The organism is Kitasatospora aureofaciens, assembly GCF_001188955.3.
Classification (GTDB): Bacteria; Actinomycetota; Actinomycetes; order Streptomycetales; family Streptomycetaceae; genus Kitasatospora; species Kitasatospora aureofaciens.
In genome coordinates this window covers 156,232-181,376 of record NZ_JPRF03000016.1, presented here as the reverse complement: position 1 = coordinate 181,376, position 25,145 = coordinate 156,232, and the positions used below count along the sequence as shown (strand labels likewise).

The 25,145-nt window shown below is 74.3% G+C and carries 24 protein-coding genes, 1 tRNA gene and 1 pseudogene; 12 read left to right on the top strand and 14 right to left on the bottom strand.

Annotation, left to right across the window (positions count from 1 at the left end):
• Positions 1-16: 16 nt before the first annotated feature.
• On the bottom strand, positions 17-343 hold the full coding sequence (gene fdxA, locus HS99_RS09750; RefSeq protein ID WP_030287402.1) for a ferredoxin: 327 nt from the start codon (positions 341-343) through the stop codon (positions 17-19).
• A gap of 133 nt (positions 344-476) precedes the next feature.
• Between fdxA and HS99_RS09745 the strand changes: the two genes are divergently transcribed.
• Together HS99_RS09745 and HS99_RS09740 are read left to right on the top strand one after the other, a co-directional pair.
• Positions 477-1,487 carry a GNAT family N-acetyltransferase gene (locus tag HS99_RS09745; RefSeq protein ID WP_030554376.1) on the top strand — a complete coding sequence of 337 codons (1,011 nt, stop codon included), beginning with the start codon at positions 477-479 and terminating at the stop codon, positions 1,485-1,487.
• 31 nt (positions 1,488-1,518) lie between these two features.
• Positions 1,519-2,427, top strand: coding sequence for a transglutaminase family protein (locus HS99_RS09740; protein ID WP_370863231.1), 909 nt, complete (start codon positions 1,519-1,521; stop codon positions 2,425-2,427).
• A 3-nt stretch (positions 2,428-2,430) separates the two neighbouring features.
• Here HS99_RS09740 and HS99_RS09735 read toward each other — a convergent pair whose 3' ends face one another.
• The gene (locus HS99_RS09735) at positions 2,431-3,060 is read right to left on the bottom strand and encodes a response regulator transcription factor (RefSeq protein WP_030287396.1); all 630 of its coding nucleotides are present in this window, start codon (positions 3,058-3,060) and stop codon (positions 2,431-2,433) included.
• A gap of 109 nt (positions 3,061-3,169) precedes the next feature.
• On the opposite strand from HS99_RS09735, the gene HS99_RS09730 reads away from it, so the two are divergent.
• Positions 3,170-3,658, top strand: coding sequence for a GNAT family N-acetyltransferase (locus HS99_RS09730; protein WP_030287394.1), 489 nt, complete (start codon positions 3,170-3,172; stop codon positions 3,656-3,658).
• A 12-nt stretch (positions 3,659-3,670) separates the two neighbouring features.
• On the opposite strand, the gene HS99_RS09725 is transcribed toward HS99_RS09730, so the two are convergent.
• The 4 genes from HS99_RS09725 to HS99_RS09710 all read right to left on the bottom strand — a co-directional run bounded on the left by HS99_RS09725 (position 3,671) and on the right by HS99_RS09710 (position 8,955).
• Positions 3,671-4,930: a sensor histidine kinase gene (locus HS99_RS09725; protein WP_107048801.1), complete on the bottom strand. Its 1,260-nt coding sequence runs from the start codon at positions 4,928-4,930 to the stop codon at positions 3,671-3,673.
• Between the two features lie 8 nt (positions 4,931-4,938).
• The gene (locus HS99_RS09720) at positions 4,939-5,661 is read right to left on the bottom strand and encodes an ABC transporter permease (RefSeq protein WP_030287390.1); all 723 of its coding nucleotides are present in this window, start codon (positions 5,659-5,661) and stop codon (positions 4,939-4,941) included.
• A complete protein-coding gene (locus HS99_RS09715) occupies positions 5,658-6,620 on the bottom strand; it encodes an ABC transporter ATP-binding protein (protein WP_030554374.1) in 963 nt (320 codons plus the stop codon). Before HS99_RS09715 ends, HS99_RS09720 begins: the two co-directional genes overlap by 4 nt.
• A gap of 181 nt (positions 6,621-6,801) precedes the next feature.
• A complete protein-coding gene (locus HS99_RS09710; RefSeq protein WP_030554372.1) occupies positions 6,802-8,955 on the bottom strand; it encodes a S9 family peptidase in 2,154 nt (717 codons plus the stop codon).
• A gap of 309 nt (positions 8,956-9,264) precedes the next feature.
• Here HS99_RS09710 and HS99_RS09705 point away from each other — a divergent pair, with 309 nt between their 5' ends.
• The 5 genes from HS99_RS09705 (at position 9,265) to HS99_RS09685 (ending at position 13,052) form a co-directional block, all read left to right on the top strand.
• Positions 9,265-9,459: a DUF2304 family protein gene (locus tag HS99_RS09705; RefSeq protein ID WP_030287384.1), complete on the top strand. Its 195-nt coding sequence runs from the start codon at positions 9,265-9,267 to the stop codon at positions 9,457-9,459.
• A gap of 91 nt (positions 9,460-9,550) precedes the next feature.
• A complete protein-coding gene (mshB, locus tag HS99_RS09700) occupies positions 9,551-10,462 on the top strand; it encodes an N-acetyl-1-D-myo-inositol-2-amino-2-deoxy-alpha-D-glucopyranoside deacetylase (RefSeq protein WP_030287381.1) in 912 nt (303 codons plus the stop codon).
• Positions 10,459-10,917 carry a DUF6113 family protein gene (locus tag HS99_RS09695; protein WP_223885982.1) on the top strand — a complete coding sequence of 153 codons (459 nt, stop codon included), beginning with the start codon at positions 10,459-10,461 and terminating at the stop codon, positions 10,915-10,917. The genes mshB and HS99_RS09695 overlap by 4 nt, the downstream gene beginning before the upstream one ends.
• Positions 10,918-11,156: 239 nt before the next feature.
• Positions 11,157-12,239 (top strand): hypothetical protein, encoded by a 1,083-nt coding sequence (locus tag HS99_RS09690; RefSeq protein ID WP_063737819.1) that lies wholly within the window; start codon positions 11,157-11,159, stop codon positions 12,237-12,239.
• 21 nt (positions 12,240-12,260) lie between these two features.
• Positions 12,261-13,052 (top strand): SURF1 family protein, encoded by a 792-nt coding sequence (locus HS99_RS09685; RefSeq protein WP_030288187.1) that lies wholly within the window; start codon positions 12,261-12,263, stop codon positions 13,050-13,052.
• Positions 13,053-13,127: 75 nt separating this feature from the next.
• Here the strand turns inward: HS99_RS09685 and HS99_RS09680 are convergent, their stop codons facing one another.
• The 4 genes from HS99_RS09680 to HS99_RS09665 all read right to left on the bottom strand — a co-directional run bounded on the left by HS99_RS09680 (position 13,128) and on the right by HS99_RS09665 (position 17,477).
• A complete protein-coding gene (locus HS99_RS09680; protein ID WP_030551927.1) occupies positions 13,128-13,631 on the bottom strand; it encodes a hypothetical protein in 504 nt (167 codons plus the stop codon).
• Positions 13,628-15,478 carry a S9 family peptidase gene (locus HS99_RS09675; protein ID WP_030551925.1) on the bottom strand — a complete coding sequence of 617 codons (1,851 nt, stop codon included), beginning with the start codon at positions 15,476-15,478 and terminating at the stop codon, positions 13,628-13,630. Before HS99_RS09675 ends, HS99_RS09680 begins: the two co-directional genes overlap by 4 nt.
• Before the next feature lie 82 nt (positions 15,479-15,560).
• Positions 15,561-17,027 (bottom strand): MFS transporter, encoded by a 1,467-nt coding sequence (locus HS99_RS09670; RefSeq protein WP_078867535.1) that lies wholly within the window; start codon positions 17,025-17,027, stop codon positions 15,561-15,563.
• 72 nt (positions 17,028-17,099) lie between these two features.
• A complete protein-coding gene (locus HS99_RS09665) occupies positions 17,100-17,477 on the bottom strand; it encodes a nuclear transport factor 2 family protein (RefSeq protein ID WP_030288179.1) in 378 nt (125 codons plus the stop codon).
• 177 nt (positions 17,478-17,654) lie between these two features.
• Here HS99_RS09665 and HS99_RS47710 point away from each other — a divergent pair, with 177 nt between their 5' ends.
• Positions 17,655-20,489 carry a helix-turn-helix transcriptional regulator gene (locus HS99_RS47710; RefSeq protein WP_063737818.1) on the top strand — a complete coding sequence of 945 codons (2,835 nt, stop codon included), beginning with the start codon at positions 17,655-17,657 and terminating at the stop codon, positions 20,487-20,489.
• 4 nt (positions 20,490-20,493) lie between these two features.
• Here HS99_RS47710 and HS99_RS09655 read toward each other — a convergent pair whose 3' ends face one another.
• Positions 20,494-20,910 carry a YDG/SRA domain-containing protein gene (locus HS99_RS09655; RefSeq protein ID WP_050366700.1) on the bottom strand — a complete coding sequence of 139 codons (417 nt, stop codon included), beginning with the start codon at positions 20,908-20,910 and terminating at the stop codon, positions 20,494-20,496.
• A 145-nt stretch (positions 20,911-21,055) separates the two neighbouring features.
• Between HS99_RS09655 and HS99_RS09650 the strand changes: the two genes are divergently transcribed.
• On the top strand, positions 21,056-21,997 hold the full coding sequence (locus tag HS99_RS09650) for a helix-turn-helix transcriptional regulator (RefSeq protein WP_046386802.1): 942 nt from the start codon (positions 21,056-21,058) through the stop codon (positions 21,995-21,997).
• A 272-nt stretch (positions 21,998-22,269) separates the two neighbouring features.
• Positions 22,270-22,488 (top strand): annotated as a pseudogene (locus tag HS99_RS46440) (LacI family transcriptional regulator); the annotation flags it as partial.
• A 180-nt stretch (positions 22,489-22,668) separates the two neighbouring features.
• On the opposite strand, the gene HS99_RS09645 reads toward HS99_RS46440, so the two are convergent.
• The 3 genes from HS99_RS09645 to HS99_RS09635 all read right to left on the bottom strand — a co-directional run bounded on the left by HS99_RS09645 (position 22,669) and on the right by HS99_RS09635 (position 24,537).
• Positions 22,669-22,742 (bottom strand) — tRNA-Pro (locus tag HS99_RS09645).
• A gap of 100 nt (positions 22,743-22,842) precedes the next feature.
• Complete coding sequence (locus tag HS99_RS09640) at positions 22,843-23,787, bottom strand: metallophosphoesterase (protein ID WP_030288132.1); 945 nt, start codon at positions 23,785-23,787, stop codon at positions 22,843-22,845.
• A gap of 24 nt (positions 23,788-23,811) precedes the next feature.
• On the bottom strand, positions 23,812-24,537 hold the full coding sequence (locus HS99_RS09635; protein ID WP_030557829.1) for a CGNR zinc finger domain-containing protein: 726 nt from the start codon (positions 24,535-24,537) through the stop codon (positions 23,812-23,814).
• A 91-nt stretch (positions 24,538-24,628) separates the two neighbouring features.
• Here HS99_RS09635 and HS99_RS09630 point away from each other — a divergent pair, with 91 nt between their 5' ends.
• Complete coding sequence (locus HS99_RS09630; protein WP_030288130.1) at positions 24,629-25,081, top strand: GatB/YqeY domain-containing protein; 453 nt, start codon at positions 24,629-24,631, stop codon at positions 25,079-25,081.
• The last annotated feature ends 64 nt before the right edge of the window (positions 25,082-25,145 follow it).

The following is a 25,145-nucleotide window of genomic DNA, read 5'->3' as shown; positions in this document are numbered from 1 at the left end:
CAGTAGCCACCGATCGTCAGTGGTCGGCGTTCTGCGGCGGCAGGGCCGCGATGAACGGGTGGTCCCGCTCGATCAGGCCGAGCTTCGAGGCGCCACCGGGCGAACCCAGGTCGTCGAAGAACTCGACGTTCGCCTTGTAGTAGTCCTTCCACTCCTCCGGAGTGTCGTCCTCGTAGAAGATCGCCTCGACCGGGCAGACCGGCTCGCAAGCGCCACAGTCGACACACTCATCCGGGTGGATGTAGAGGGAACGCTGGCCCTCGTAGATGCAGTCAACCGGGCACTCTTCGATGCACGCCTTGTCCTTCACGTCGACACAAGGCTGCGCGATGACGTAGGTCACGCTGTCGTTCCTCCTCGGAAGGGCCTGGCGGCCCGTTCTGTTCTGCTCGCGTGCGCGGTGAGCGCGGCGTCGTCGATGCCCGCCCCTAGTATCGCGGGTCGGGGACCGCAAATGCACAGGAGGTGGCCGGATCATGACCCGAGACTCGCTGGAGAGCCGTCCAGAAGTCCGGATAGATCGCTCTGACGTGGGACTTCGCGTGTCCGTGCGACGCCTCTCGGAGTTCGTGGACGACCGCCCGGTGTTCCGCGATGCGATCGGCGTTCTCACATCATGGGACGATCACGGACTGGTGGTCGAGCCGCGCGCGGGCGGGCCGGTCGCCTTCCCGGAGAAACTGCTGGTCGCGGGCAAGGTCGTGCCGCCGTTCCCGGCCCGGCGGGCGCCGCTGCCCACCGCCACCGCGGTCGAACTGCAGCGGATCGCCGGGCGCGGCTGGCCGGCCGTCGAACAGGAACGGCTCGGCGAGTGGACACTGCGCGCCGCGGCCGGATTCACCCGGCGGGCCAACTCCGTCCAGGCGCTCGGCGACCCGGGACTGCCGCTGCCCCAGGCCCTGGCCGCCGTGCGGGCCTGGTACGCGGAGCGGGCACTGCCCGCGTACGTCGAGGTGATCTCCCCCGGATCGCCCGAGGACCTGCGCGCCGAACTCGACCGGCTGGGCGCCGGCTACGCGCCCACCCTGGTGCTCACCGCGCCGCTGGCCGCGGTCGCCCGGTCCGGCGCAGGGCACGAGAGGGTGCGGCTCTCCCGGACGGCGGACGCCGGCTGGATGTCGCTCTACCGCCGGGTGAGCGCGGACCCGGGCGTGGAGGAGGCCGCCCGGCAGGTCCTGCACGGCGGCCCCTCGGTCTGGTTCGCCACCGTCCCCGGCGCCGAGGGGCAGCCTCCGCTGGCGATCGGGCGCTGCGTCGTCGACGGCCCGTGGGCCTGCTTCGGCGCGGTCGAGGTGCAGCCGTACGCCCGGCGGGCCGGACTGGCGACGGCGGTCATGGCGGTGCTCGCCGCCCGCGCGGCGGAGGAGGGGGCGAGCGGCGCGTACCTGCAGGTCGAGGCGGAGAACGGCGGTGCGATCGCGCTCTATGACGGACTCGGCTTCACGACCAGTCACACTTACCACTACGCGCTTCTTCCCCAGGAGTAGCCGCCCGACCGTTCCGCCCTGGTATGTCCGCTTGTCCGCCCGTCGTACGAAGGCCGCCGCCGTCACCGTGACCGAGCAGAGCAGAGACCGCTTCCGGACCGCCGCCCGCGCCGAGCAGCCCGACCCGGTGCTGCTCTGCCTACTCGCCGCCGCCGAGCACGACCCCGCGCTCGACCCGGGCGATCCGGGCGAACCGCCCGGCGTGGACACCCTGCTGGCCGCCTGCGAGGCCGCCTTCGACCGGCACGCGGCGGCCGTCCGGGCCGCCGTCGCCGAACGCTCGCCCGCCGGACCGGAGGAGACCGCCGCCCTGCTCGCCGCCGTGCTCGGCGGGCGGGAGCGGTTCCACGGACGCCAGTCCGACTACCGCCGGCTGGAGTCCTCGCTGCTGCCCGACGTGCTGAGACGGCGGCGCGGACTGCCGATCACGCTCTCCCTGGTGTGGATGGAGGTCGGGCGGCGCGCCGGGCTCACCGTCCACGGCATCGCGCTGCCCGGGCACTTCATCGTCGCGGTCGGCGGACCGGCCGGCGGCGAGGAGTACGTCCTCGCCGACCCCTTCCACGGCGGACGGCTGCTCGACCCGGCCGACGCCGAACGCCTGGTCGCCGCCGCCGGGCACGACTTCGCCCCCGCCCTGCTCACCCCGGCACAGCCACTGGACATCGTGCTGCGGGTGCTCGGCAACATCCGGGTCTGGGCCTCCGACCGGCCCGAGCACGCCCGCACCCAGCTGTGGGCCACCGAACTCGCCCTGCTGCTCCCCCGCCACCCGGCCCAGCTCCGGCTGGAACGGGCCGAACTCCTGGTGCGGATGGGCGACTTCCTCCGCGGCTCGGCGGAGATGGACTCCTACGCCCAGATCCTGGACGCCTTCGACCCGGACACCGCCGCCAAGGTCCGCCAGGAGGCCCGGGCGGCCCGCCACCGGCTCAACTAGCCGCTAGAGCCAGCCCTTCTCGCGGGCGATCCGGACCGCCTCGGTGCGGTTGCGCGCCTCGGTCTTCTGGATCGCCATCGAGAGGTAGTTGCGGACCGTCCCCTCCGACAGGTGCAGCCGCCTGGCGATGTCCGCGTTCACCGCGCCGTCCGCGGCCGCGCCCAGCACGTCCCGCTCGCGCGCCGTCAGCGGGTTGGCGCCCTCGGCCAGCGCGGCCGCCGCCAGCGCCGGGTCGATCACCCGCTCCCCGCGCAGCACCCGGCGGATCGCCTCGGCCAGCTCGGAGGCGGGCGCGTCCTTCACCAGGAAGGCGTCCGCCCCGGACTCCATCGCCCGGCGCAGGTAGCCGGGACGTCCGAAGGTCGTCGCGATCACCACCTTCGTCCCGGGCGCCTGCCGGTGCAGCTCGGCGGCCGCCTCGATGCCCGTCATGCCCGGCATCTCGATGTCCAGCACGGCGACCTGCACGTCGTTCGCCAGCACCGCCGCCACCACCTCGTCCCCGCGACCCACCTGCGCGACGACGTCGATGTCCCCCTCCAGCCCGAGCAACGCCGCCAGCGCCTCCCGGACCATCCCCTGGTCCTCGGCGAGCAGCACGCGGATCGAGGGACTGTTCTCTGCGTTACCCATGGCCACGACCTTAGAGGGGGCCGGGCCTGACCCTCCGCCAGGGGCCGGGCGGTCGGCCCGGGGGCGGAATTGGATGGTGCACCGAGTCGGTGGGCGCGAGACTGGCCGGATGCTGACCCTGGAGCCGCTGCGCCCCGACCACGCCGACGCCGTGTTCGCCTTCGAACTGGCCAACCGGGCCTGGTTCGCCCGTACCGTGCCCGACCGCGGCGACGCCTACTTCGCCGGGTTCGCCGAGCGCCACGCCGCGCTGCTCGCCGAACAGGCCGCGGGCGTCTGCCGGTTCCACGTGGTCCTCGATCCGACCGGAACCCTCGTCGGTCGCATCAACCTGATGGACCTCGTGGACGGCAGCGCCGAACTCGGCTACCGGATCGCCGAGTCCGCAGCCGGGCGGGGCGTCGCCAAGGCGGCCGTCGCCCAGGTCCGCCGGCTCGCCGCCCACAGCTACGGTCTGCGCTCCCTGACCGCCGTCACCACGCTCGACAACCCCGCCTCGATGGCTGTCCTCGCCCACAACGGGTTCGCCGTCATCGCCGAGTTCCTGCTGGACGGCCGCCCGGCCGTCCGGTACCACCGTGGCCTGGAAGGCAGTTGAGGGGCCGGACGGCTAGGAGACCACCTTGGGCGGCTCGGACGGGGCCGACACCGTGCGCAGCGGTACGCAGGCCCGCAGGCGGAAGCCCTTGCCGCGCTCGCCCGGGCCGGTCTCCAGGCGTCCGCCGACCAGGGCGAGGCGCTCGTCCAGGCCCGAGAGGCCGTTGCCCGGCTGGGACTTGCCCGGTCCGCGCCCGTTGTCGGTGATCTCCAGGACGGCGTAGCGCTCGCCGCTGCCCTCCCATGTCTCGTCCGCCGTCACCGTGCAGACGGTGGCACCCTCGCCGTGCCGGACGATGTTGGTGACGGCCTCGCGCAGCGCCCAGGCCAGTGCGCCCGCCTCCTCGTTGGCCAGCGACGGCCAGGCGTCCACCAGCTCCGGCGCGGCCTCCAGCCGGACCTGCGCGGCGGACAGGGCGGTCCGGGCGGCGGCGAGTTCGACCGGCAGGGTGGGGCGGCGGAAGCCGGTCACGGCCTCCCGCACGTCGATCAGCGACTGCCGGGCGACCTGCTCGATGTCGGCGACCTGGGCCCGCGCCGCCTCGTCCTTGCCGGCGTCCATGAACCGCCCGGCCAGCTCGCTCTTCAGGGTGATCAGCGAGAGCGAGTGCCCGAGCAGGTCGTGCAGGTCGCGGGCGAGCCGCAGCCGCTCCTCGGAGGCGGCCAGGTGGGCCACCGCGGCCCGGGCCTCGCGCAGTTCCTTCATGGTCTCGACCAGCCGCTGCAGGCCGGTCATCGCGACGCCGGAGAGGAAGGCGCTGAGCGCGAAGGTGGAGATGTTGTCGTTCCCGGCGTGGACCAGCAGGCCGGTCGCGGCGGTCAGCGCGGCCATGACGACCAGCGCGCGCAACGCGTGCTTCGGCGGGCTGATGACCGCCAGGCACACCGAGGCGTAGATGAACATGGTCAGGAAGGCGCCGCCGAGCGCGAACGAGGACACCACCGCGAGCACGATCATCGTCCCGACGATCACCCGGCAGGCCCGCGGCTTCATCCCCGCCTGCGAGCGGAAGATCACCAGCAGGACGTAGGAGACCACGAAGACCGCCAGGCAGCCCCAGCCGAGCACCTGGCCGACCAGGCTGTGGCCGCCGTTGATCAGGTCGCCCGCGGGGTAGGCCAGGTAGGTCATCCACAGCAGCATCCAGGCGACCTTGACCAGCAGCTGCCGCCTGGTCTCCACCGGGGAGCCGGGGGAGTTCATGAACGACGCGCGCGCCGCACCCGCCTCCGGCTGCTCGTCGGTGCGGTGGGTCCGGCGCGCGTCACTCATGTGGATCATCATGCCCGGCGGGTGTCGCGCCGGTACAGCGCTGCGGCGGCGGCGGTGAACACCGCGAAGAAGGCGGCCAGCCCGGCGACCGCGACCAGGTCCAGGGAGTGCCCGGGCTGGGTGAAGGTGGCCAGCTTGTTGTACAGGAACACCGGGTTGAACCGGGCGAACTTCTCCAGCGAGCCGCTCACCGGGAACCAGGTGCCGCCGAGCAGCGCCATCGCCATGTACGTGATCATCACGATCGGCTGCACCGCGTCCGGCGCCGCCGCGTAGCCGAGCGCCACTCCGAGCGCGGCGAAGACGAAACTGCCCAGCCACAGCGCGGCCGCCAGCCCGATCCACTGCGGCGCGCTCAGCGAGACGCCCTGGGTGGCACCGACCACGAAGACAACCAGGATCGCCGGCAGCGTGGTCACCGCCGTCGACGCGATCTTGCCGACGGTGTACGCCCGGCCGGGCAGCGCGGTCAGCCGCAGCTGCCGCACCCAGCCGCTCTTGCGCTCCAGCGAGATCCGCTGGGCGCTACCGGAGAGCACCGCGCCGACCGCGCCGAAGGTGGCCATCGACACCATGAAGTAGGTCTTCACGGGCAGTCCGCCGGCCTGGTTGCCGGAGCCGTAGGCGTTGATGAAGAAGACGTACATCAGCGCCGGGTAGACGACGGTGAAGAACAGGTAGCGCCGGTTGCGGAGGGTCCGCAGGATCTCCAGCTTGATCAGGGTGGTCATCGCGCGCTCTCCTCCGCCAGGTCCTGCTTGTCCAGCTCGCCGGTGATGGTCAGGAAGGCCTGCTCCAAACCGACCCCGGTGACCTCCAGGCCGCGCGGGTACAGGCCCGCCCGATAGATCCCGGCCACGCCCGCGTCGGCGTCGGCGGTCCGGATCCGCACCGTCCGCACCCCCGGGACGCGGGCGGTGACGTCCAGCGACTGCACGCCCGGCAGGGCGCGCAGCACGGTCTCGTCGAACGGGACGGCGGCCGAGGAGAGGTCGACGTCATGGATCTCGAAGGCGATCCGGCGGGCCCCGGCTCGCGCCTTGATCTCCGCGGAGCTGCCGTCGGCGATCAGCCGGCCCCGGTGCAGCACCAGGACGCGGTCGGCGATCGAGTCGGCCTCCTCCAGGTAGTGGGTGGCGAACAGGACCGTGCGGCCGGCGTCGGCCTGGGCGCGCATGCTCGCCCAGAACCCCTGCCGGACGCTGACGTCCATGCCGGTGGTGGGCTCGTCCAGCACGATCAGGTCGCTGTCGCCGGCGATCGCCAGGGCGAAGCGGACCCGCTGCTCCTGGCCGCCGGACAGCTTGTCCACCCGGCGTTCGGCGATCTCGGTGATCCCGGCGTCGGTCAGCACCCCCGTGACCGACCGACCGCGCGGGTGCACCTTGCAGGCGAGCTCGACCAGCTCGCGGACCTTGACGTCGGTCATCAGCCCGCCGCTCTGCAGCATCGCGCCGACCCGCCCGTCCGCGATCGCCGCCCGCGGGGTGCCGCCGAACAGCGTGACGCTGCCCTGGTCGGGCTCGCGCAGGCCGAGCAGCAGGTCCAGGCTGGTGGACTTCCCGGCGCCGTTCGGGCCGAGCAGGGCGACGGTCTCGCCCGGCCGGAGCACCAGGTCCAGCCCGTCCACGGCGCGCACCCGCCCGTAGCTCTTGCCGACGCCGCGGAAGGCGGCCACCTCGGAAGCCATCGCCCGGCTCCTCTCCCCTGACGGTTGTCGCGTGCGGTCCTGTCCGCACCACCTCAGAGTCCCGCGCGGGCGGGGGCCGGCGGCAGTGTCGGCCGTCGTGCCTTCGGTATGACGGATGTCATGCCGGCGGCCGGCGCCCCGCTCGGGGGTGCCGGCCGCCGTTCGCGCCGGTCGGGGGCCCTTACAGCCCCAGCGAGCGCTTGACGAAGTCGACCTGGAGCAGCAGCAGGTTCTCCGCGACCTCCTCCTGCGGGGTCATGTGGGTGACACCGGACAGCGGCAGCACGGTGTGCGGGCGCCCGGCGGCCAGCAGGGCCGAGGACAGCCGCAGGGTGTGGGCGGCCACCACGTTGTCGTCCGCGAGGCCGTGGATGATCATCAGCGGGCGCTCCAGCCCGGCCGCGTAGCCGGTCAGCGAGTTGGCCTCGTACACCTCGGGCCGCTCGGCCGGGTGGCCCAGGTAGCGCTCGGTGTAGTGGGTGTCGTACAGCGCCCACTCGGCCACCGGCGCTCCGGCCACCGCCGCGTGGAACACGTCGGGGCGGCGCAGCACGGCGAGGGCCGAGAGGTAGCCGCCGTACGACCAGCCGCGGATGGCGACCCGGCCGAGGTCCAGCGGGAACTCCTCGGCGAGCGCCCGCAGCGCCTCCACCTGGTCGTCCAGGGTGGCCCCGGCGAAGTCGAAGGCGATGGACTTCTCCCAGGCCGGCCCGCGCCCGGGGGTGCCGCGCCCATCGGCGACGACCACCGCGAAGCCCTGGTCGGCGAACCACTGCGAGTTGAGGTGCGGGTTGTGCGCCTGGACGACGCGCTGGCCGTGCGGGCCGCCGTACGGGTCCATCAGGACGGGCAGCAGGCCGTCGCGCTCGCGGTCGTAGCCGGTGGGCAGGAAGACGGCGGAGGGGATGCGGCGCTCGCCGGCGAAGCGGAACACCGGGCGGGCGGTGATGACCGGGGTCTCGGCGTACGAGGCGACGGTGGCGACGTCGTCGACCACCACGCCCTCCGGCAGGTCACGGGCGACCTGCACCAGGGTGCCGGGCAGGTCGGGCTCGGCGGTGGCCCGGACGGTGATGCCGCCCGCGTGCACCGCGCTGGTGACGGAGGTGAACGGGCGGCCGTTGGCGGACTCCCAGGACAGCTGCTTGCCGTCGTGGCTGATCCGGCCGACGGCGATCCAGCCGGGCTCGGGGTCGGTCTCCCCGGCGCCGCCGGAGGCGCTGAAGAACACCTCCCGCTCGGTGACCGCGACGACCGAGCGGAGGTGCAGGTCGGCCCCGGTGACGGCCTGGTCGCCGACCACCAGTGCCCGCACCCCTCCCTCGTCGGAGATCCGCACCAGCTTGCCGTCCGGGGTCCAGGCCGGTACGCCCGGGAAGGCCTCCAGCCAGGCCTCGTCGCGCTCCTCGAGCAGCACCTCGGTGCCGCCGGTGGCCACGTCCAGGCCGAGCACCCGCTGGGCGCGCTGGTCGCGGGACTGGACCAGCAGCAGCGGCACACCGCCCTTGGACCAGTGCACCCGGGCCAGGTACGGGAAGGCCTCGTGGTCCCAGGACACCTGGGTGCGCCCGCCCTGCAGGTCGATCAGCCAGAGGCCGACCTCGGCGTTGGGGGTACCGGCGGCCGGGTAGGCGACCTCGGCGGGCTCGCGGTCAGGGTTGGCCGGGTCGGCGATCCACCAGCGGCGCACGGGGCTGTCGTCGGCGCGCTCGACCAGCAGCCGCTCGCCGTCCGGGGACCACCAGAAGCCGCGGTCGCGGTCGATCTCCTCCTGGGCGATGAACTCGGCCTGCCCCCAGGTGACGTTGGGGCCCTCCGGCTCGGCGAGCGTCCGGTCGCCGGTGCCGTCGGTACGGGTCAGCCGCAGCTCGCCTGCCGTGTTGGCGTAGGCGACGTGGGCGCCGTCCGGGGAGATCCGCGGGTCCAGCAGCGGGCCCTGGGCGGGCAGTTCGCGGGCGTCGCCGGTGAGCAGATCGGCGGTGAACAGCCGGCCGGACAGCGCGAAGGCCGCCTGCCGGCCCTCCGCGTCCAGGGCGTAGCCGACGACGCCGGCCGAGCCCTCCCGGCTGCGCTCGCGGCGGGCCCTCTCGGCCGGGGAGAGGTCCTCCTCGCCGCCGCCGAGCAGGACGGCCGGGTCGGCGGCGATCCGCTCCTCGCCGGTGGCGGTGTCGAGGGTCCAGAGCAGGTTGGCCCGGTCGCTGCCGGAGCGCGAGCGGAGGAAGACGACCCGCGAGCCGTCCGGTGCGACGGAGAAGGAGCGGGGGGCGCCGACCGTGTAGCGCAGGGTCCGCGCGTACTGCCGGGGGAAGGTGTCCGCAGGGGTGTGGGAGGTCATGGCACCAGACCCTACGACGGCTGACTCCGACTGCCGGGTGACTGACGATCACTCGTTCGGAGCATCGTCTCCAGGTACACCCCAAAGGGCCCCAAACCGCCTCCGACCGGCCCGTGCGCCCCTCGGACGGCCGAGTGCCCGGCACGCGTGGACTCACTGAATGTAATGCTCCCCTTACCCATCGGGTATGACTGGTCGCGCGAGTGATCGTCGGCCCCGTCCCGGGCCCCGGTCACCCGACCCCGGTTCCCGTACGCTCCCACCGCCGCCCACCCCAGGGGCGGCGCCCGAGAAGGGGTATGCGCCGACATGGCCATGAACGTCTCCGCAGCCGTGCTGATGCTCGTCATCGTGGTGGTGATGGTCCGCCGCGCCGGCCTCAAGCTCTCGCACGCCATCGTCTGCGCGCTGCTGGGCTTCTACCTGGCCTCCAGCTCGATCGCCCCGTCGATCACCCAGGTCACCAGCAACCTCGCCGGGATGATCAACGGTCTGAAGCTCTGAACCCCCCGCGAGCGTGGACGAGGGTCTACCGCCGGACTCCCGCCTGCGGGCGGACGAGGCGAGTTCCGCGGCAGGCCCTAGGCTTCCTCCCATGACCGCGACTACCGGCCGCCGCCTCCTCCTGGTGCACGCCCACCCCGACGACGAGTCGATCGGCAACGGCGCCACCATGGCGCGGTACGCCGCCGAGGGCGCCCGGGTGACGCTGGTGACCTGCACCCTCGGCGAGGGCGGCGAGGTGATCCAGCCGGAGCTGGCCCACCTGACGGCCGATCGGGACGACACCCTCGGCGCGCACCGGATCGGCGAGCTGACCGAGGCGATGCGCGCCCTCGGCGTCACCGACTTCCGCTTCCTCGGCGGCCCGGGGCGCTACCGCGACTCCGGGATGATGGGCGTGCCCGACAACGACGCCCCCGGCTGCTTCTGGCAGGCCGACGTGGACGAGGCGGCGGACCACCTGGTCGCGGTGGTCCGCGAGGTGCGGCCGCAGGTGCTGGTCACGTACGACGAGAACGGCGGCTACGGGCACCCCGACCACATCCAGGCGCACCGGGTCGCGATGCGCGCGTACGAGCTGGCCGCCGACCCGGCGCACCGCCCGGAGCTGGGCGCGCCCTGGCGGATCGCCAAGGTGTACTGGAACCGGATGCCCCGCTCGGTGCTCGACGCCGGGCTCGCCGCGACCGCCGCCGAGGCGGCCTTCCCGGGCACCGCCCAACCCGCCGACGTGCCGGGGGTGGTGGCCGACGAGGTGGTCACCACCGTGCTGGACGGCACGGCGCACGCCGGGCGCAAGGCCGCCGCGATGGCCGCGCACGCCACCCAGATCACCGTGAACGGCTCCTCGTTCGCGCTCTCCAACCACCTCGGCCAGCCGCTGTTCGCCACCGAGTACTACCAGCTGGTGCACGGCCAGGCCGGGCCTGGGCGGCCCGAACGCGACCTGTTCGCGGGCCTCGACACCACCGCCCCGACTCCCAGCGAGGGGAACACCCGATGACCGCGTCCGCCGCCAAGCCGAAGCGCCGTTCGATCGCGGTGACCGCCTTCGGCACCCGTGACCAGCGGCTGGCCGAGCCCCAACCCCCGCGCCTCGCCCGGATCGCGGCGTATGTCCTGTTCTTCCTGCTGGGCGTCGTGGTGTCCGCCTGCGGATCCTTTGTGCAGGCCCTGTGGCCGCCCGTGGGAGTTCTGCTGGCGCTCGCCGCCACCGCCGCGACCTTCTACGCGGGCCTGCGGGTCACCGGCACCCGGCTGGGCGCCGCGGCGCCGGCCGCCGGCTGGTTCCTCGCGATGGTGCTGCTGATGGTGCCCCGGCCGGAGGGCGACAACGTGCTGTGGTCCAACGCCACCTCGCTGGCCTGGCTGTTCGTCGGCTCGATCCTGGGCGTGATCTGCGCCACCCTGCCCACCCGGAGCAGCTGGTTCCCCGGAGTGCCCAACCCCCCTCGCTGACCCCGGTGGGCAGCCGCGTACGGTAGCGCGCACAACGCGCAGTCAGGACCACTCCGCCGTACTCTCATACCGGAGGAACCGGACGTATCAGGATCTGTCCGAAGCCGTTCACCGCTCAGTTCTTCCCAGTATGGTGGTCCCGCAGTACGTCGTACCCGACCGCCGTTTGCCCCAGGCCCGGCGACCACGAACCGCGGTCGCGCCGCACGGCCCGCCCGCGAACCCGGAGCAGAGCAGCATTGAGCAGCCGCGAATCTGACAACGCCAACCCGACGCCCCGGCGCACGGGTCCGGACGCCTACCCGTCGGGCACGCCGCCCTACGGCACCCCGGGCCTCCCCGGCGGCGACCGGGCCGCGGCCGGCACCGACGCCGGGTCGGGCGGCGAGGACGACGGTCCCAGGACCGAGACCACCCTGACCACCCGGGTCCGGATCAACATCCCCGGCTCGCGCCCGATCCCGCCGGTCGTCGTCCGCAGCACCGTCAAGAACGAGACTGCCAAGGGCGACGAAGGACCGGCCGAGCAGGCACCCCCCGGCGAACCGGGCGGCCCCCGGCACCGCTCCGCGCCCGCCTCGCCCGTCCTCGGCGTGATGGAGGGCGGCCGCTCCGCCACCCCGCCGAACCTGCCGCCGGAGTGGCAGATCCCGCCGATCCCGCCGGCCACCTCGGAGTCCGAGTCCACCGGCGCCTGGTTCCGGCCGCGGCAGAAGAAGGCCCCCGCCGCCGAGCCCGCCCCGGCCACGGTGGCGTCCGGCGCACCGAGCGCGCCGGAGGCCCCGGCCGTGCCCGGCGCCGCCGAGGCCCGTCCGCAGGGCGCCCCGAACGGCACCCGCCCGACCCCGGCCACCGACGCGCCCCGCCCCAACGGCCGTCCGGTGCCCGCCCAGGGCAAGGCGCCCAAGCCGGGCGCCGCACCCTCCCCCGCTTCGCCGTACGGCGCCGGGCCCGCGGGCGAGGAACCCGGGGTGTACGAGGCCGCCGCCCCGTTCGCACCGGTTGCCGACCCCTTCGCGCCGGTTGCCGACCCCTTCGCCCACGTCCGGCACCAGCTCAGCGCCGAGCCCGACGGCCACCCCGAGCGGCAACCCCACCTCCGCGCAGGCCACCGCCACCATCGCCCACACCCCGGCGCCGGGCAGCCCGGAGGCCGCGACGGCCTCGCTGCCGGTCGGCTGCGGGGGGACGCTCTACCGGGGCGGCGTGCAGCAGGTCGGCGGCGCCGCGGCCCAGCCGACCGGGGCCCCCGCGGCGGGCTGAGCGCCCGCCCGGGCCGGACCGGCGTGCGGCGACGGACCCTGTGGTCCGCAGAGGTGTGAGGAATGGTTACCGTGGGGGGTGTGTACCGGTTCCTCCTGACTCCGCGCTGGCTGGGCGGCACCGCCCTGGCGATGGCGGCCGTGGTGGTGTGCGTCTGGCTGGGCTCCTGGCAGCTCGGCCGGTTCGAGGACCGCGTCTCCACCCACCAGGACACCAAGGCGTCCCTCACAGCTTCGGGTGATGCCCGGCCGATCGACGCACTGCTCGGCCAGGCCACCCCGCAGGTGACCACGGAGACCGTCGGCAAGCCCGTCACGGTGACCGGCAGCTTCGACGCGGAGCACCAACTCCTCGTTCCCAACCGGGTGCTGGACGGCAAGCAGGGCTACTACGTGCTCACCCCCCTGCGCACCGCCGACGGACACGCCGTCGCCGTGGTGCGGGGCTGGGCGCCCGGTGCCCCGTCCGGCTCCGCCTCCGCCGCCGAGGCCGCGCCCGCCGGGCAGGTGACCGTCACCGGGCGGCTGCAGGCCAACGAGTCGGTCGGCAGCAACGGCGCGGTCGCGGGCGGCCTGCCCGCCGGGCAGCTCGGCATGATCAACCGGGCCTCGCTGCTGAACGTGCTGGAGTACGACGGCTGGTACGACGGCTGGGTGGCCGCCGACCAGGTGCCCGCCGGGCTGACCGCGGTCCCGACCGTGCAGCCGCAGGGCGGGGACGGGCTCACCCTGCGGGCGTTCCAGAACCTGGGCTACACCCTGGAGTGGTTCGTCTTCGCGGGCTTCGTGATCTTCATGTGGTTCCGTCTGATGCGCCGGGAGGCGGAGGCCGAGCAGGACCGGGCCCTGGGGCTGGACCCGGTCCTGGACTGACCGGCTCGCGACAGGCGGGCTCGCGACAGGCGGGCTATGGGCGGGCTCGCGACCGACCGGCCGCGACCGACCGGCTCATCTGGACGGCTTGCCGGTCGGACTGGGCAGTGGCTTGGCCGGGGGCGCGACGGGCGTCGGCACCACGGTCGGTGTCGGGGACTGCGACGGGGCCGGCGTGTTCACCCCGCCGCCGAACGGCGCCCCGGTGTCCTCGTTCACCGGCGCGGAGCCACCGCTGCAGTGGCCGTGGCCGCCGACCACGTCGTTCGAGTCGTGGTGGTCGACGTGGTGGTGGACGGTGCCGCCGCTCTTCGAGCCGGACGAGCCCTTCGAGCCGGACGAGCCCTTGGAACCGCTGGACCCGTGCGAACCGCTCGACCCGTGCGACCCGCCGCGCTCGGCGGTGTCCTCCTCCGCACCCGTGGAGGCGGCGGCCGTCGGTGTGGCCGCCGCCGGGCTCGCCGGCCGGGGAGCGACCGGCGGCGGACAGTCCGCCTCGTCGCCGTGCGAGCCCGAGCAGCCACTGAGCGCCAGCGCCCCGGCCAGCACCGCCCCCGCGAACGCAGGCAGGCGTCTCACCCGGCCCCTCCGGAGCTCCCGCCCGGAACGCCGAGGTGCCGCCGGACGAAGTCGATCTCCAGCCGCAGCTGCTTGATCCGCTCCTCCACCACCAGCGAGCCGTGCCCGGCGTCGAACCGGTACACCTCGTGCGTCTTGCCGAGCTGCTCCAGCCGCTCGACGTAGTTGTCGATCTGCCGGATCGGGCAGCGCGGGTCGTTGACCCCGGCGCTGATGTACACCGGCACCCGCACCTGCTCGACGTAGGTCAGCGGCGAGGAGGCGGTGAAGCGCTCCGGGACCTCCTCCGGGGTGCCGCCGAAGAGCGTGCGGTCCAGCGACTTGAGCGCCTCCATTTCGTCGGCGTACGCGGTGTGGTAGTCCGCGACCGGCACGGCGGCGACGCCCAGCGACCAGCTGTCGGGCTGCACGCCCAGGCCGAGCAGGGTCAGGTAGCCGCCCCAGCTGCCGCCGGTGAGCACCAGCCGCCGCGGGTCGGCCAGGCCGCTGGAGAGCGCCCACTCCCGGACGGCCGCGATGTCCTCCAGCTCGATCAGACCGACCCGCTCGTGCAGCGCGTCGGTCCAGGCCTGGCCGTAGCCCGTCGAGCCGCGGTAGTTGACCCGGACCACCGCGAAGCCGTGGTCCAGCCAGGCGGCCGGGCCGGCCGTGAAGGAGTCGCTGTCGTGGTGGGTGGGGCCGCCGTGGATCTCGAACACGGTGGGGTAAGGGCCGGGGCCGGCCGTGCGCGGACGCTGCACCAGGGCGTGCACCCGCCCGCCGGGCCCGTCCACCCAGACGTCCTCGACCGGGACGGAGCCGGGCGGCACCGGGCCGGGCGCCCGCAGCACGACCGCCCCGGCGGTGGAGCGGACGGCGGAGGGCTCGGCGGCGGAGGACCACAGGTACTCCACCGTGCCGTCCGGACGGGCGGTGGCGCCGCCGACGGTGCCGCGAGGGGTCTCCAGCCTGGTCAGCCGGCCGTCCGCGAGCGTGTAGGTGAACAGCTCGCTGCGCGCCTCGTACTCGTGCTCGACCAGCAGCTCCGCGGCACCCGGGCGCCACTGCGCGGAGACGTCGCCGGGCAGTTCGCGGCCCTGCTCGTCGCGCAGCGGCAAGGCGGTCTCGGCGCCGGTGGCGACGTCCCAGATCATCGGCTCCCAGCGGCCGGTGCGCTGGTGGGCGACCAGCAGCCGGGTGTCGCCCTCGACCGGGGCGAAGCCCAGGCAGGCGACGCCGCGCGGCTCGTCCCGGCCGGTCACCTCGTCCAGCTCGGCGACGGTCTCGACCCCGTCACCGGTGAGCCGGAGCACCCGGATCGCGGAGTGCATCGCGTCGCCGTGCTCGGTGTGGTCGATGGCGAGCAGGGTGGCGTCGTGGCTCAGGTCGCCGACGCCGCCGTACTCCTCGTGCCGGTAGATCTCGACCGGCTCGGCCGCGCCCGGGCGGCGCAGGTGCAGGGTGGTGCCGTCCTCGTCGGTGGACCGGCCGACGACCACCGTGCCGTCGCGGCCGAGGGCCAGTCCGGCCGAGTAGGAGGGGGCGAGGCCGGGCACGGCCTCCTCGTCCGGGCCGCCCGCGAAGGGCTGGCGGCGCCAGATGCCGAACTCGTCGCCGTCGTGGTCGTCGAACCACCAGACCCAGTCGCCGTCCGGGGACAGCTCGGCGTCGGTGGTGCCGTTCGGGCGGTCGGTGACCCGTCGGTGGGTGCCGGTGGCCCGGTCCCAGGCGTAGACCTCGTAGGTGCCGGTCGCGTTGGACACGTACAGCGCCCGGTCGGGGGCGTCCTCGGCCCAGTCGGGCAGTGACACGCGCGCCGCCCGGAACCGCTGCTCCCACGCCGGCAGGGCGCTCTTCTCCTCGCTCATCCGACCATCCAACCCGATCGGGGGGACGGAACGGAACGGGCGGGTGGGGTTCACCCCCACCCGCCCGCGGCTGTCACGGCGTTCACGAACGGCGCGGCAGCAGCCCGACCAGTCCCACCAGCACCAGCTCCAGCACCGCCAGCGCCGTCACGCTGCGGCCGAAGGCGGCGGCCGGGTCACCGGCGCCGTAGTAGACCAGGCCGATCAGCGCGATCCCGACGGCTCCACCGACCTGCTGCACGGTGGCCACCACCCCGGCCGCCGCGCCGGCCAGCCCGGGCTCGACGGCCGCCAGGGAGACGGTGGTCACCGGGGCGATGACCAGGCCCATGCCGAAGCCGTCGACGAACAGCCCGGGCGCCAGCCACCAGACGCTCGCGTCCCCCGCGTCGTACGCGGCGAGGGCGAGCAGGCCCAGCCCCACGGCCATCAGCAGCCCGCCGACGGTGATCGTGCGGCGCTCCCCGAGGCGGGCGGTGACCAGGTGGGTGGCGTTCGAGGTGAGCAGGTAGCCGAGGCCGATAGCGGTGAACACCAGCCCGGAGCCCAGCGCGTCCAGCCCGCGGCCCAGCTGCAGGTGCAACGCGAGGACGAGGAAGAAGGAGGCCTGGCCGAGCCAGAAGGCGAGTTGGGCGAGCAGCCCGGTGCGGAAGGCGCCGCTGCGGAACAGCCGGGTGTCGACCAGGGGAGTGCCCTGGGCGGTCGTGGCCCGGTGCTGGTGGACGGCGAAGACGGCGAGCAGGACGGCGGCGGTGGCGAGGCAGAGCACCGTCCACAGCGGCCAGTGGAGCCCGGGGCCCTGGATCAGCGGCAGCACCAGGGCGGTCAGCGCGACGGACACCAGCAGCACCCCGACCGGGTCCAGGCCCGGCCGCTGCGGGGCGCGCGACTCCGGCAGGCAGCGGCGGACGGCGGCCAGGGCGGCCAGGCCGATCGGCAGGTTGATCAGGAAGCAGCTGCGCCAGCCGAGGCCCAGCAGGTCCGCGCGGATCAGCAGCCCGCCGATCAGCTGGCCGAACACCGCGCCGATGCCCATGGTCAGTCCGTACCGGGCGAAGGCCCGGGCCTGCGCGGGGCCACTGAACGCGGTCCGCAGGATCGCCAGCACCTGCGGGCCCATCAGTGCGGCCGCCAGACCCTGGGCGACCCGGCCGCCGACCAGCGCGGTGGCGGTGGGGGCCAGGCCGCAGGCCGCCGAGGCGAGGGTGAACAGCGCCAGGCCGAGCGCGAACACCCGGCGGCGGCCGTACCGGTCGCCGAGCCGTCCGGCGGTGACCAGGCCGACGGCGATCGCCAGGCCGAACCCGGCCATCACCCACTGGACGACCGCCGGGCCGGCGCCCAGGTCGGCCTGGACGGAGGGGACGGCGACGTTGACGACGAAGGTGTCGAGGGCGGTCATGAAGGTGGCGGTCAGGACGACCGGCAGCAGGCCCCTGGGGGCGGGTGCCTGCTCCGTCGGGGCGGGCGACTGTCCCGTCGGGCCGGGTGCCTGCTCCGTCGGGGCCGCCGCTCCGGTCGGCGGTGGGGTGTCCAGGGCGGTGCTCATGTGGGGCTCTCCTCCGGGGTGGGGGCGCCGCCGTGGGGGTGCGGCGCCCCTGTGGTGGGGTGTCCGGGTTGCTCAGGCGCCCGGCACGCGGTCCAGGAAGCCGTGCACGGTGGCGATCCGGCCCTCCGGGGTGGCCGCCAGCACGTCGAAGCCGATCACCACCGGCTCGGCGCCCGCCGGGCCGAGGTTCCAGGTGAACCGGGCGATGTCGTGGTGTGCGTCCACCGGGCCGAGGGTGAACTCCAGCCCCGGGAACTGGGCCTGGGCTGCGCCGATCAGCGCGTCGATCGCGTCCCGGCCGACGACGGCGGCCAGCGGGTCGGTGTAGCGGCCGTCCTCGGCCCACACCTCGTCGATCAGCTTGCGGCGGGCCGCCGGGTCGGTCTCGTTCCACACCGCGAGGTAGCGCTCGGCGAGCTGCTGGAGGGTGGCGGCGGTGATCTCGGTCATGGTCATCTCCCGTGTTCCGGTCAGTGGTTGGCGGGTCGTTCCCGCGTCGTCGGCGGGTCGTTCCCGCTGCTCACAAAGGTAGGGACGGGCGGCCGCGGGCGAATCCGTCACGTATCCGTACGTGCCTACGTAGGTATTGCTCCCGGGTACCGGCGGCCGGCTCGGTAGGGTCGGGGCATGCTGTACGGGAGGGAACACGAACAGGCCGCCGTCGACGACCTGTTGGCGCAGGCCCGGGACGGGCGCAGCGGGGCGCTGCTGCTCCGCGGCGAGGCGGGGATCGGCAAGACCGCCCTGCTGGACGACGCCGTCGAACGGGCCGGGAAGGCGTTCCGGGTGATCCGGGCGGCGGGCGTCGAGTACGAGGCCGAACTGCCCTTCGCCGGGCTCAGCCTGCTGCTGGCGTCCGGCCTGGACCGGCTGGACGTGCTGCCCGGGCCGCAACGGCGGGCCCTGGAGACGGCGTTCGGGCTCGGCGACGGCTCGGCCGAGCCGGGAACGGCACCGGCCGCCGGGGCCGCCGACCGGCTGCTGGTCGGCCTCGCCACCCTGGGGCTGCTCGCCGAACTGGCCGCCGAGCGGCCCCTGTTGTGCGTGATCGACGACGTGCAGTGGCTCGACAAGGCCTCCCTGGACGCCCTGCTGCTGGCCGCCCGCCGCCTCCAGGCCGAAGGCGTCGCCCTGCTTCTCGCCGCCCGCACCGAGGGCGGCGCCGCCCCGTTCGATCGCCGACTCGGCCTGCCCGAACTGCGGGTGGCGGCCCTCGCCGACGCCGACGCCACCCGGGTGCTGACCGAGCGGGCCGGCCCCGACCTGCCCGCCGCCGTCCGCGACCGACTGCTCGCCGAAGCCGCCGGGAACCCGCTCGCGCTCACCGAACTCCCCGTCGCCAGCGGCCCGCAGGCCCACACCGCGGCCGGGCTGCCGCTCACCAGCCGGCTGCTGATCGCCTTCCACGGCCAGGTCACCGGCCTGCCCCCGGCCACCCAGACCCTGCTGCTGGTCGCCGCCGCCGAGGAGAGCGGCGAACTCGACGTCGTGCTGCCCGCCGCGGCCGCGCTCGGCATCGGTGCCGAACACCTCACCCCCGCCGAGGAAACCGGCCTGGTCACCGTCGCCCCCGACCGCCGGATCGCCTTCCGCCACCCGCTGCTGCGCTCCGCCATCCTCCAGCGAGCCCCGCACCACCAGCGGCTGACGGTCCACCGCACCATCGCCGAGGCCCTGCCCGAGGGCGACCGGCGCACCTGGCACCTCGCCCTCGCCGCCACCGCCCCCGACGCCGCCCTCGCCGACGCGCTGGAGCGCACCGCCGTCCGCACCGGGCGGCGCGGCGGCCACGGCGGCGCGGCCGCCTACGAACGGGCCGCCCGGCTCACCCCCGACCGCGACGGCGCCACCCGCCGCCTCGTCCTGGCCGCCGAAGCCGCCACCGAGGAAGGCGAGTTGACCCGGGCCGAAGCCCTCGCCGACGAGGCCGCCGCCCGTACCGACAGCCCCTTCGCCCACGCCCTGCTGGACCACGTCCGGGCCACCGCGCACTTCTGGCGCGGCTCGTACCCGACGGCCTACCGGCTGCTGCTCGACGCCGCTCTCGCCGTCGACCACTCCACCGCGGACGGTACGGCGGGCGGCGCTGCGGACGGCGCTGCGGACGGCGCTGCGGACGGCGCTGCGGACGACACCGAGGGCGGCGCCGCGATCGAGCCCGCCCACGCCGCCCGGATGCTGTTCCAGGCCTTCCACGCCGCCTGGTACGCGGGGGAGGAGCCGGTGGCCGACGTGCTCGACCGGCTCGCCGCCCTCCCCCTGGCCGCCGACGACCCCGTCGCCCCGCTCGCCCGCTACCTGCCCGCTGCGGTGCTCCCCGCCCTCGGCCGGCCCGCCGCCGCGCTTCCGGCCGCCCGCGAGGCCGTCGAAGCCGCCCGCCGGGCCGGCGCCGAGAGCCCCGCCGACCTGGTCCAACTCTGCGGCGCCACCCTCATCCTCGGCCGCGACGAGGAGACCGTCGACCTCGGCGGCGAACTGGTCGCCGAGGCCCGCGCCAAGGGCGCCCTCGGGGTGATGCCCACCCTGCAGTTCTTCCTCGCCGAGGCCGAACTCTTCCACGGCCGCCACGCCGACGCCGAACTCACCGCCACCGAGGCGCTCGCCCTCGCCCAGGACACCGGCCAGCACCAGTGGGTCAGCCAACTCAGCGCACTGCTCGCCTATCTGGCCGCCCTCGACGGCCGCACCGACCGCTGCACCGACCTGGCCGCCACCTCCCTCGCCACCACCGGCCCGCAGACCGCCGCCCCCGCCGCCGGCCACCCCTGGGCCCAGTGGGCACTCGCCCTGCACGACCTCGGCCAGGGCCGGGCCGCCGGCGCCGCCGACCGCCTCCACGCCCTCACCACCGGCCCGCACCGCCACCACGTCAGCGCCACCCGGGCCGTCCCCGACCTGGTCGAGGCCGCCGTCCGCCTCGGCACCCCGGACCGCGCCGCCGAACCCTACGAACGCTTCGCCCGCTGGACCGCCGCCGCCGACCGCCCCTGGGCCGAAGCCCTACGGCTGCGCTGCCAGGCCCTGCTCGGCCCCGACGAACTCGCCGAACCCGCCTACCTCGCCGCCCTCGACCTCCACGCCACCGCCCACCGCCCCTTCGAACACGCCCGCACCGCCCTCCTCTACGGCGAATGGCTCCGCCGCACCCGCCGCCGCACCGACGCCCGCCCCCACCTCACCGCCGCCCTGGAAACCTTCGACCGCCTCGCCGCCCACCCCTGGTCCACTCGCGCCCGCACCGAACTCTCCGCCACCGGCACCCCCCCCCCAGGCCCCCTCACCCCCCTGAACTCCCTCACCCCTCAGGAACTCCAGATCGCCCGCCTGGCCGCCCAGGGCCTCACCAACCGCGACATCGCCGCCCAACTCTTCCTCAGCCCCCGCACCGTCGCCCACCACCTCTACAAGGCCTATCCCAAACTCGGCATCACCTCCCGCACCGCCCTCCTTACCGTGCTCTGACCGATCAGCCGGAGCGCACCAGCCGGTAGCGGCAGATGAGGAAGCCCGACCGCCCCTTCTCGCACCAGCACTCCTCGACCCGGAACAGCCCGCCGTACCGGTACCCGGGCGCCCGCCCGCCCCCTTCGAACCGGACGAGCCGTACCGGCCTCGCGGTGGTCATGCTGGTCACCAGGGCGGCGTTGCCCCGTTCGAACCTCCGGTGCTCGACCTGCCGCCCCGCGTCGAGGGCGCGGCCGCCCCGGCCGGTGAAGACGATCTCGTCGCCGTGGTCCCGGTCGTCTTCGTTCCAGCCGACCCAGCCGACGACGACGGACTCGGCCCCGCGTTCCCGTATGCCGCTGGTGCCCGCCTGAAGCGGGCGGTGCACCTGGGCATCGGAGAGCGCCCGCCGATTCGCGAAAACCTGCCCGACCTCCACCCGCGCCGGGCGCGGGGATTCTTCCGGATGCAACGTCAGAGGGCCTATCGGATCTCTCCGACGGGCCCTCTGCACCGGGTCGGGGTGGCGGGATGTGAATCCACGGCCTCTTCGTCCCGAATGGCTCGCCGCCGTCTACGAGACCATGCTCGCCTGCCCCGCCCGCGGGGTGGCCGAGCTGAGCGCCCGGCTGTCCATGCCGGAGTCCCAGGTCCGCGACGCGCTCGACCAATTGGCCGACAGTGAGCTGCTGCGGCCTTCCCGCGACGCACCGGGCACCTTCCGGGTGGTCAGTCCGGAGCTGGCCCTGGAGGCCGCTCTGCGTCGACAGGAGCAGGAACTGCTCCGCCGCCAGCAGGAGCTGGTCGCACAGCGGGCCGCCGCTGCCCGCGCGGTCTCCGAATACGCCGACCAGCGCCCGCTCGCCGAGCACGAGGGCAGTGTGCGCCTGGTCGGACTGGACGCCATCCAGGCCCAGTTGGAGGCGCTGGCGCGGGAGCTCAGCACCGAGTGCCTGAGCGTGATGCCGGGCGGTGCCCAGTCGCAGGCCAGCCTGGACGCCTCCCGCCCGCTGGACGAGGACGCGATGAGGCGGGGAATCTCACTGCTGACCCTGTATCAAAACAGCGTCCGCAATGACGCGGCCACCTTCGGCTACGCGCGCTGGATGACCGGGCTGGGCGGGCAGGTGCGGACCGCCCCCGTGCTCCCGCCCCGGCTGCTGGTCTTCGACCGGAAGGTCGCCGTCGTCCCCATCGACCCCGCGAACACCCGGCGGGGCGCGCTGTGCACCCGCGAGCCGGCCATCGTCGCCAATCTCGTCGCACTGTTCGAGCAGGCTTGGGAAACCGCCGTCCCACTCGGCGCCGACACCCCCTCCGGCTCCGATGCCGAGCCCGGGCTCAGCCCGGTCGAGAAGGAACTGCTCAAACTGCTCGCGACCGGCCTCACCGATGAGACCGCCGCCAAGCGCCTGGGCGTCTCGCTGCGCACCGTCCGACGGCAGATGGCCGCGCTGATGGAGCGCCTCGACGCCAGCAGCCGCTTCGAGGCCGGCCTGAAGGCGGCCCGGCTGGGCTGGCTCTGACCACTCCCCGAAGGCTTGCCGCCGTCGCCGACCGACTCAGCCGCCACCCTCGCCGGGCGCTCGGCCGGGAAGTCCCGGCCGAGCGTCCGGCCAGGCCTTCGCCGCCAGGGCCGGGCGGTGAACCGGAAGGATCTCGGTGATGTTCCGGTGCGGAGAAGACCGACGAGCGCGAGCCCGGATCGGGGGTGGGCCAAGGCGGAGCGGGAGCGCGGCTGCGCGGTGAGCAGCATCAAAATCTGGCGCAGCACGCTGCACCTGGTCCTCGGGGATCAACGGAGTACGTCCGGACCACGAGCGTGCGGATCGAGTGGCAGTTGTACGAGCTGGACAACGGGGAGCTCCACCGTTGCCCGCCCAAGGACGACTCGTACCGCACGATCGACACCCCGCCCTTCCTCTCGGCCCTGCTGACCAGGCAGATCGAGCGGAACCGGCCGAAGCCCTGCGCTTGCCACGGACGGACCTACGTCTTCAGCGGCCACGGAGCCGCCAACGGCGCAGCCCGTGGCTGTGCTCGACGCCCTGCTGAAGGGGGGTCAGTAGAAGCCGCGCCGGAGGGGCCTTCCATGATCCACTCCCAGCTCACTCCCCAGCGGCCCCCAAGGGAGTCGAAAAACCAGTCAGGGCCGGTCTCCCTTGCGGGATACCGGCCCTGAGCTGGTCCTACTGGGTCGGGGTGGCGGGATTTGAACCCACGGCCTCTTCGTCCCGAACGAAGCGCGCTACCAAGCTGCGCCACACCCCGGTCTTTCTGTTTGTCGCTCCGTCTCCTTCGCGACGAGTAGAACTCTACCGGACGCTCGCCGAGACACGAAATCCGGTTTCGGGCGGGCGTCCGGTCGGGGTCAGCGGGGGGCGGGGGTGAGGGTGAGGAGGGTGGCTTCCGGGGGGCAGGCGAAGCGGACCGGGGTGTAGCGGTTGGTGCCGCAGCCGGCGGAGACGTGGAGGTAGGAGCGGTGGCCGCCGGCCTGGTGGGTGGAGAGGCCCTTGACCCGGCGGGTGTCGAGGTCGCAGTTGGTGACCAGGGCGCCGTAGAAGGGGATGCAGAGCTGGCCGCCGTGGGTGTGGCCGGCCAGGATCAGGGGGTAGCGGTCGGCGGTGAAGGCGTCGAGGACGCGCAGGTAGGGCGCGTGGACGACGGCGAGGGAGAGGTCGGCGTCGGCGGAGGGGCCGCCGGAGACCTCGGCGTAGCGGTCGCGGCGGATGTGGGGGTCGTCGAGGCCGGTGAACTCCATGTCGAGGCCGTTGACGGTGAGGCGGCCGCGGGTGTTGGTCAGGTCGAGCCAGCCGGCCGCGTCGAAGCCGTCGCGGAGCTTCTCCCAGGGGTTGTGGACGGCCCCGCTGATGCCGCGGTTGCCGGTGCCGTCGGGGTTGTTCATGCCGTGGACGCCGCTGCGCATGGCCTGGAGGTAGCGGGCCGGGTTCTTGCGGGCCGGGCCGTAGTAGTCGTTGGACCCGAAGACGTAGACGCCGGGGAAGTCCATGAGCGGCCCGAGCGCGTCGAGGGTGGCCGGGACGCCGAGCGGGTCGGAGAGGTTGTCGCCGGTGTTGACCACCAGGTCGGGGCGCAGGCCGGCCAGGCTCTTCAGCCAGCGCTGCTTCTTGCCCTGCCCGGTCACCATGTGGATGTCGGACACCTGCAGGATCCGGACGGGCTTGGCGCCGTGCGGCAGGACGGGGACCTCGATCCGGCGGAGCCGGAAGGCACGCACCTCGTACCCGACGGAGTAGGCGAGGCAGGCGGCGCCGGCGGCGGCGACACCGAGGGGAACGGAGTACAGCGGTCGCATCAGCCCATGCTCTCAGACGGTGGATCAGCTGGTGAACGTCCGGTGGCCCGCTGCGGGCACGGCCCCTGCTGTGGGCGCGGTCCCCGCTGCGGGCACGACCCCCGCTGCGGAATCCTCGGAGTCCCGGCGGGCGCGCAGGGCCCGGACCTTGTTGCGGTTGCCGCACCGCTCCATCGAGCACCAGCGCCGCCGCCCGGGCCGCGAGGTGTCGACGAAGAGCAGCCGGCAGTTGTGTGCCCCGCACTCCCGGATCCGGTCCGCGTACGGGCCGGCGAGCAGGGCGATGGCGTCCCGGGCGAGGGTGGAGACCAGCTGGGCCCCGTCGGCGGGCAGCGGGGCGGCCGCGGTGCCGTCGGGGCCGATCTGCGGGACGAGCGGCGGGTGGGCGGCGGCCCGGTTGAGGGCCGCGTGGTCGGCCGCGTGGTCGGCCACGGTGCCGGTCGTGCCGTGGGCGCGGGCGGTGGCCAGCCGCCAGAGGGCGTCGCGCAGGGTGCGGGCGTCGGTGAGCTGCTCGGCGGTGATCCGTACGGCTCCGGCGGGCAGCCGCAGCCGGGAGCGGGGGAGCCAGTCGGTGAGGTCGGACGGGCGGTGCAGGGCCTCGAACCGGGAGAGGTCGCCGGGGCCGCCGGTGGTGAGCAGTTCGAGGCAGAGGGCACCGGGGTCGAAGAGGAAGCTTCTGCCGCCCGGAGTGGTGAGGACCAGGCCGGGCGCGGGGTGTTCGGGGTCCGGCGCTCCGTCTCGATCGGTCATGTAACCAGGGTAAGTGGTTACAGGCCGGGCCAGGGGACACCCGGCGCTTAATGGCAAGCGACCGAACGGCGCAGGTGGGAGACTCGTGGCCATGACGACGCTCAAGGAGCAGCTGCAGGAGGACCTCACGGCTGCCATCAAGGACCGGGACGAGCTGCGCTCGTCCACCATCCGGCTCACGCTGTCCGCCGTCACCAGCGAGGAGGTGGCGGGCAAGGAGAAGCGCGAGCTGTCCGACGCCGAGGTGCTCAAGGTGATCACCCGCGAGGCGAAGAAGCGCCGCGAGGCGGCCGAGGCCTTCGACCAGGGTGGCCGGGTCGACCAGGCCGCGCGGGAGCGCGCCGAGGGCGAGGTGCTGGCGGGTTACCTGCCCAAGCAGCTGTCGGACGAGGAACTGGCCGCGATCGTGGCCGCCGCCGTGGCCGAGAGCGGGGCGAGCGGGCCGCAGGCGATGGGCGCCGTGATGAAGCTGGTGAAGCCGAAGGTCGACGGACTGGCCGAGGGCGGCCGGGTGGCCGCGGCGGTGAAGGCCGCGCTGGCCTGAGCGGGACGCACGGCACGGCGCACGGCACGACGAACGCCGAAGGGGCGCCTTCCGGATCTTCCGG

Bases quoted from the DNA above. Each gene is read 5' to 3' on its own strand.
- HS99_RS09665 (WP_030288179.1), bottom strand. From the start codon at position 17,477: ATGACCGAGATCACCGCCGCCACCCTCCAGCAGCTCGCCGAGCGCTAC.
- HS99_RS09675 (WP_030551925.1), bottom strand. From the start codon at position 15,478: ATGAGCGAGGAGAAGAGCGCCCTGCCGGCGTGGGAGCAGCGGTTCCGG.
- mshB (WP_030287381.1), top strand. From the start codon at position 9,551: ATGACCGCGACTACCGGCCGCCGCCTCCTCCTGGTGCACGCCCACCCC.
- HS99_RS09710 (WP_030554372.1), bottom strand. From the start codon at position 8,955: ATGACCTCCCACACCCCTGCGGACACCTTCCCCCGGCAGTACGCGCGG.
- HS99_RS09720 (WP_030287390.1), bottom strand. From the start codon at position 5,661: ATGACCACCCTGATCAAGCTGGAGATCCTGCGGACCCTCCGCAACCGG.
- HS99_RS09640 (WP_030288132.1), bottom strand. From the start codon at position 23,787: ATGCGACCGCTGTACTCCGTTCCCCTCGGTGTCGCCGCCGCCGGCGCC.
- HS99_RS09725 (WP_107048801.1), bottom strand. From the start codon at position 4,930: ATGAGTGACGCGCGCCGGACCCACCGCACCGACGAGCAGCCGGAGGCG.
- HS99_RS09670 (WP_078867535.1), bottom strand. From the start codon at position 17,027: ATGAGCACCGCCCTGGACACCCCACCGCCGACCGGAGCGGCGGCCCCG.
- HS99_RS09650 (WP_046386802.1), top strand. From the start codon at position 21,056: ATGCTCGCCTGCCCCGCCCGCGGGGTGGCCGAGCTGAGCGCCCGGCTG.
- HS99_RS09695 (WP_223885982.1), top strand. From the start codon at position 10,459: ATGACCGCGTCCGCCGCCAAGCCGAAGCGCCGTTCGATCGCGGTGACC.
- HS99_RS09715 (WP_030554374.1), bottom strand. From the start codon at position 6,620: ATGGCTTCCGAGGTGGCCGCCTTCCGCGGCGTCGGCAAGAGCTACGGG.
- HS99_RS09730 (WP_030287394.1), top strand. From the start codon at position 3,170: ATGCTGACCCTGGAGCCGCTGCGCCCCGACCACGCCGACGCCGTGTTC.
- HS99_RS09635 (WP_030557829.1), bottom strand. From the start codon at position 24,537: ATGACCGATCGAGACGGAGCGCCGGACCCCGAACACCCCGCGCCCGGC.
- HS99_RS09705 (WP_030287384.1), top strand. From the start codon at position 9,265: ATGGCCATGAACGTCTCCGCAGCCGTGCTGATGCTCGTCATCGTGGTG.
- HS99_RS47710 (WP_063737818.1), top strand. From the start codon at position 17,655: ATGCTGTACGGGAGGGAACACGAACAGGCCGCCGTCGACGACCTGTTG.
- HS99_RS09630 (WP_030288130.1), top strand. From the start codon at position 24,629: ATGACGACGCTCAAGGAGCAGCTGCAGGAGGACCTCACGGCTGCCATC.
- HS99_RS09735 (WP_030287396.1), bottom strand. From the start codon at position 3,060: ATGGGTAACGCAGAGAACAGTCCCTCGATCCGCGTGCTGCTCGCCGAG.
- HS99_RS09745 (WP_030554376.1), top strand. From the start codon at position 477: ATGACCCGAGACTCGCTGGAGAGCCGTCCAGAAGTCCGGATAGATCGC.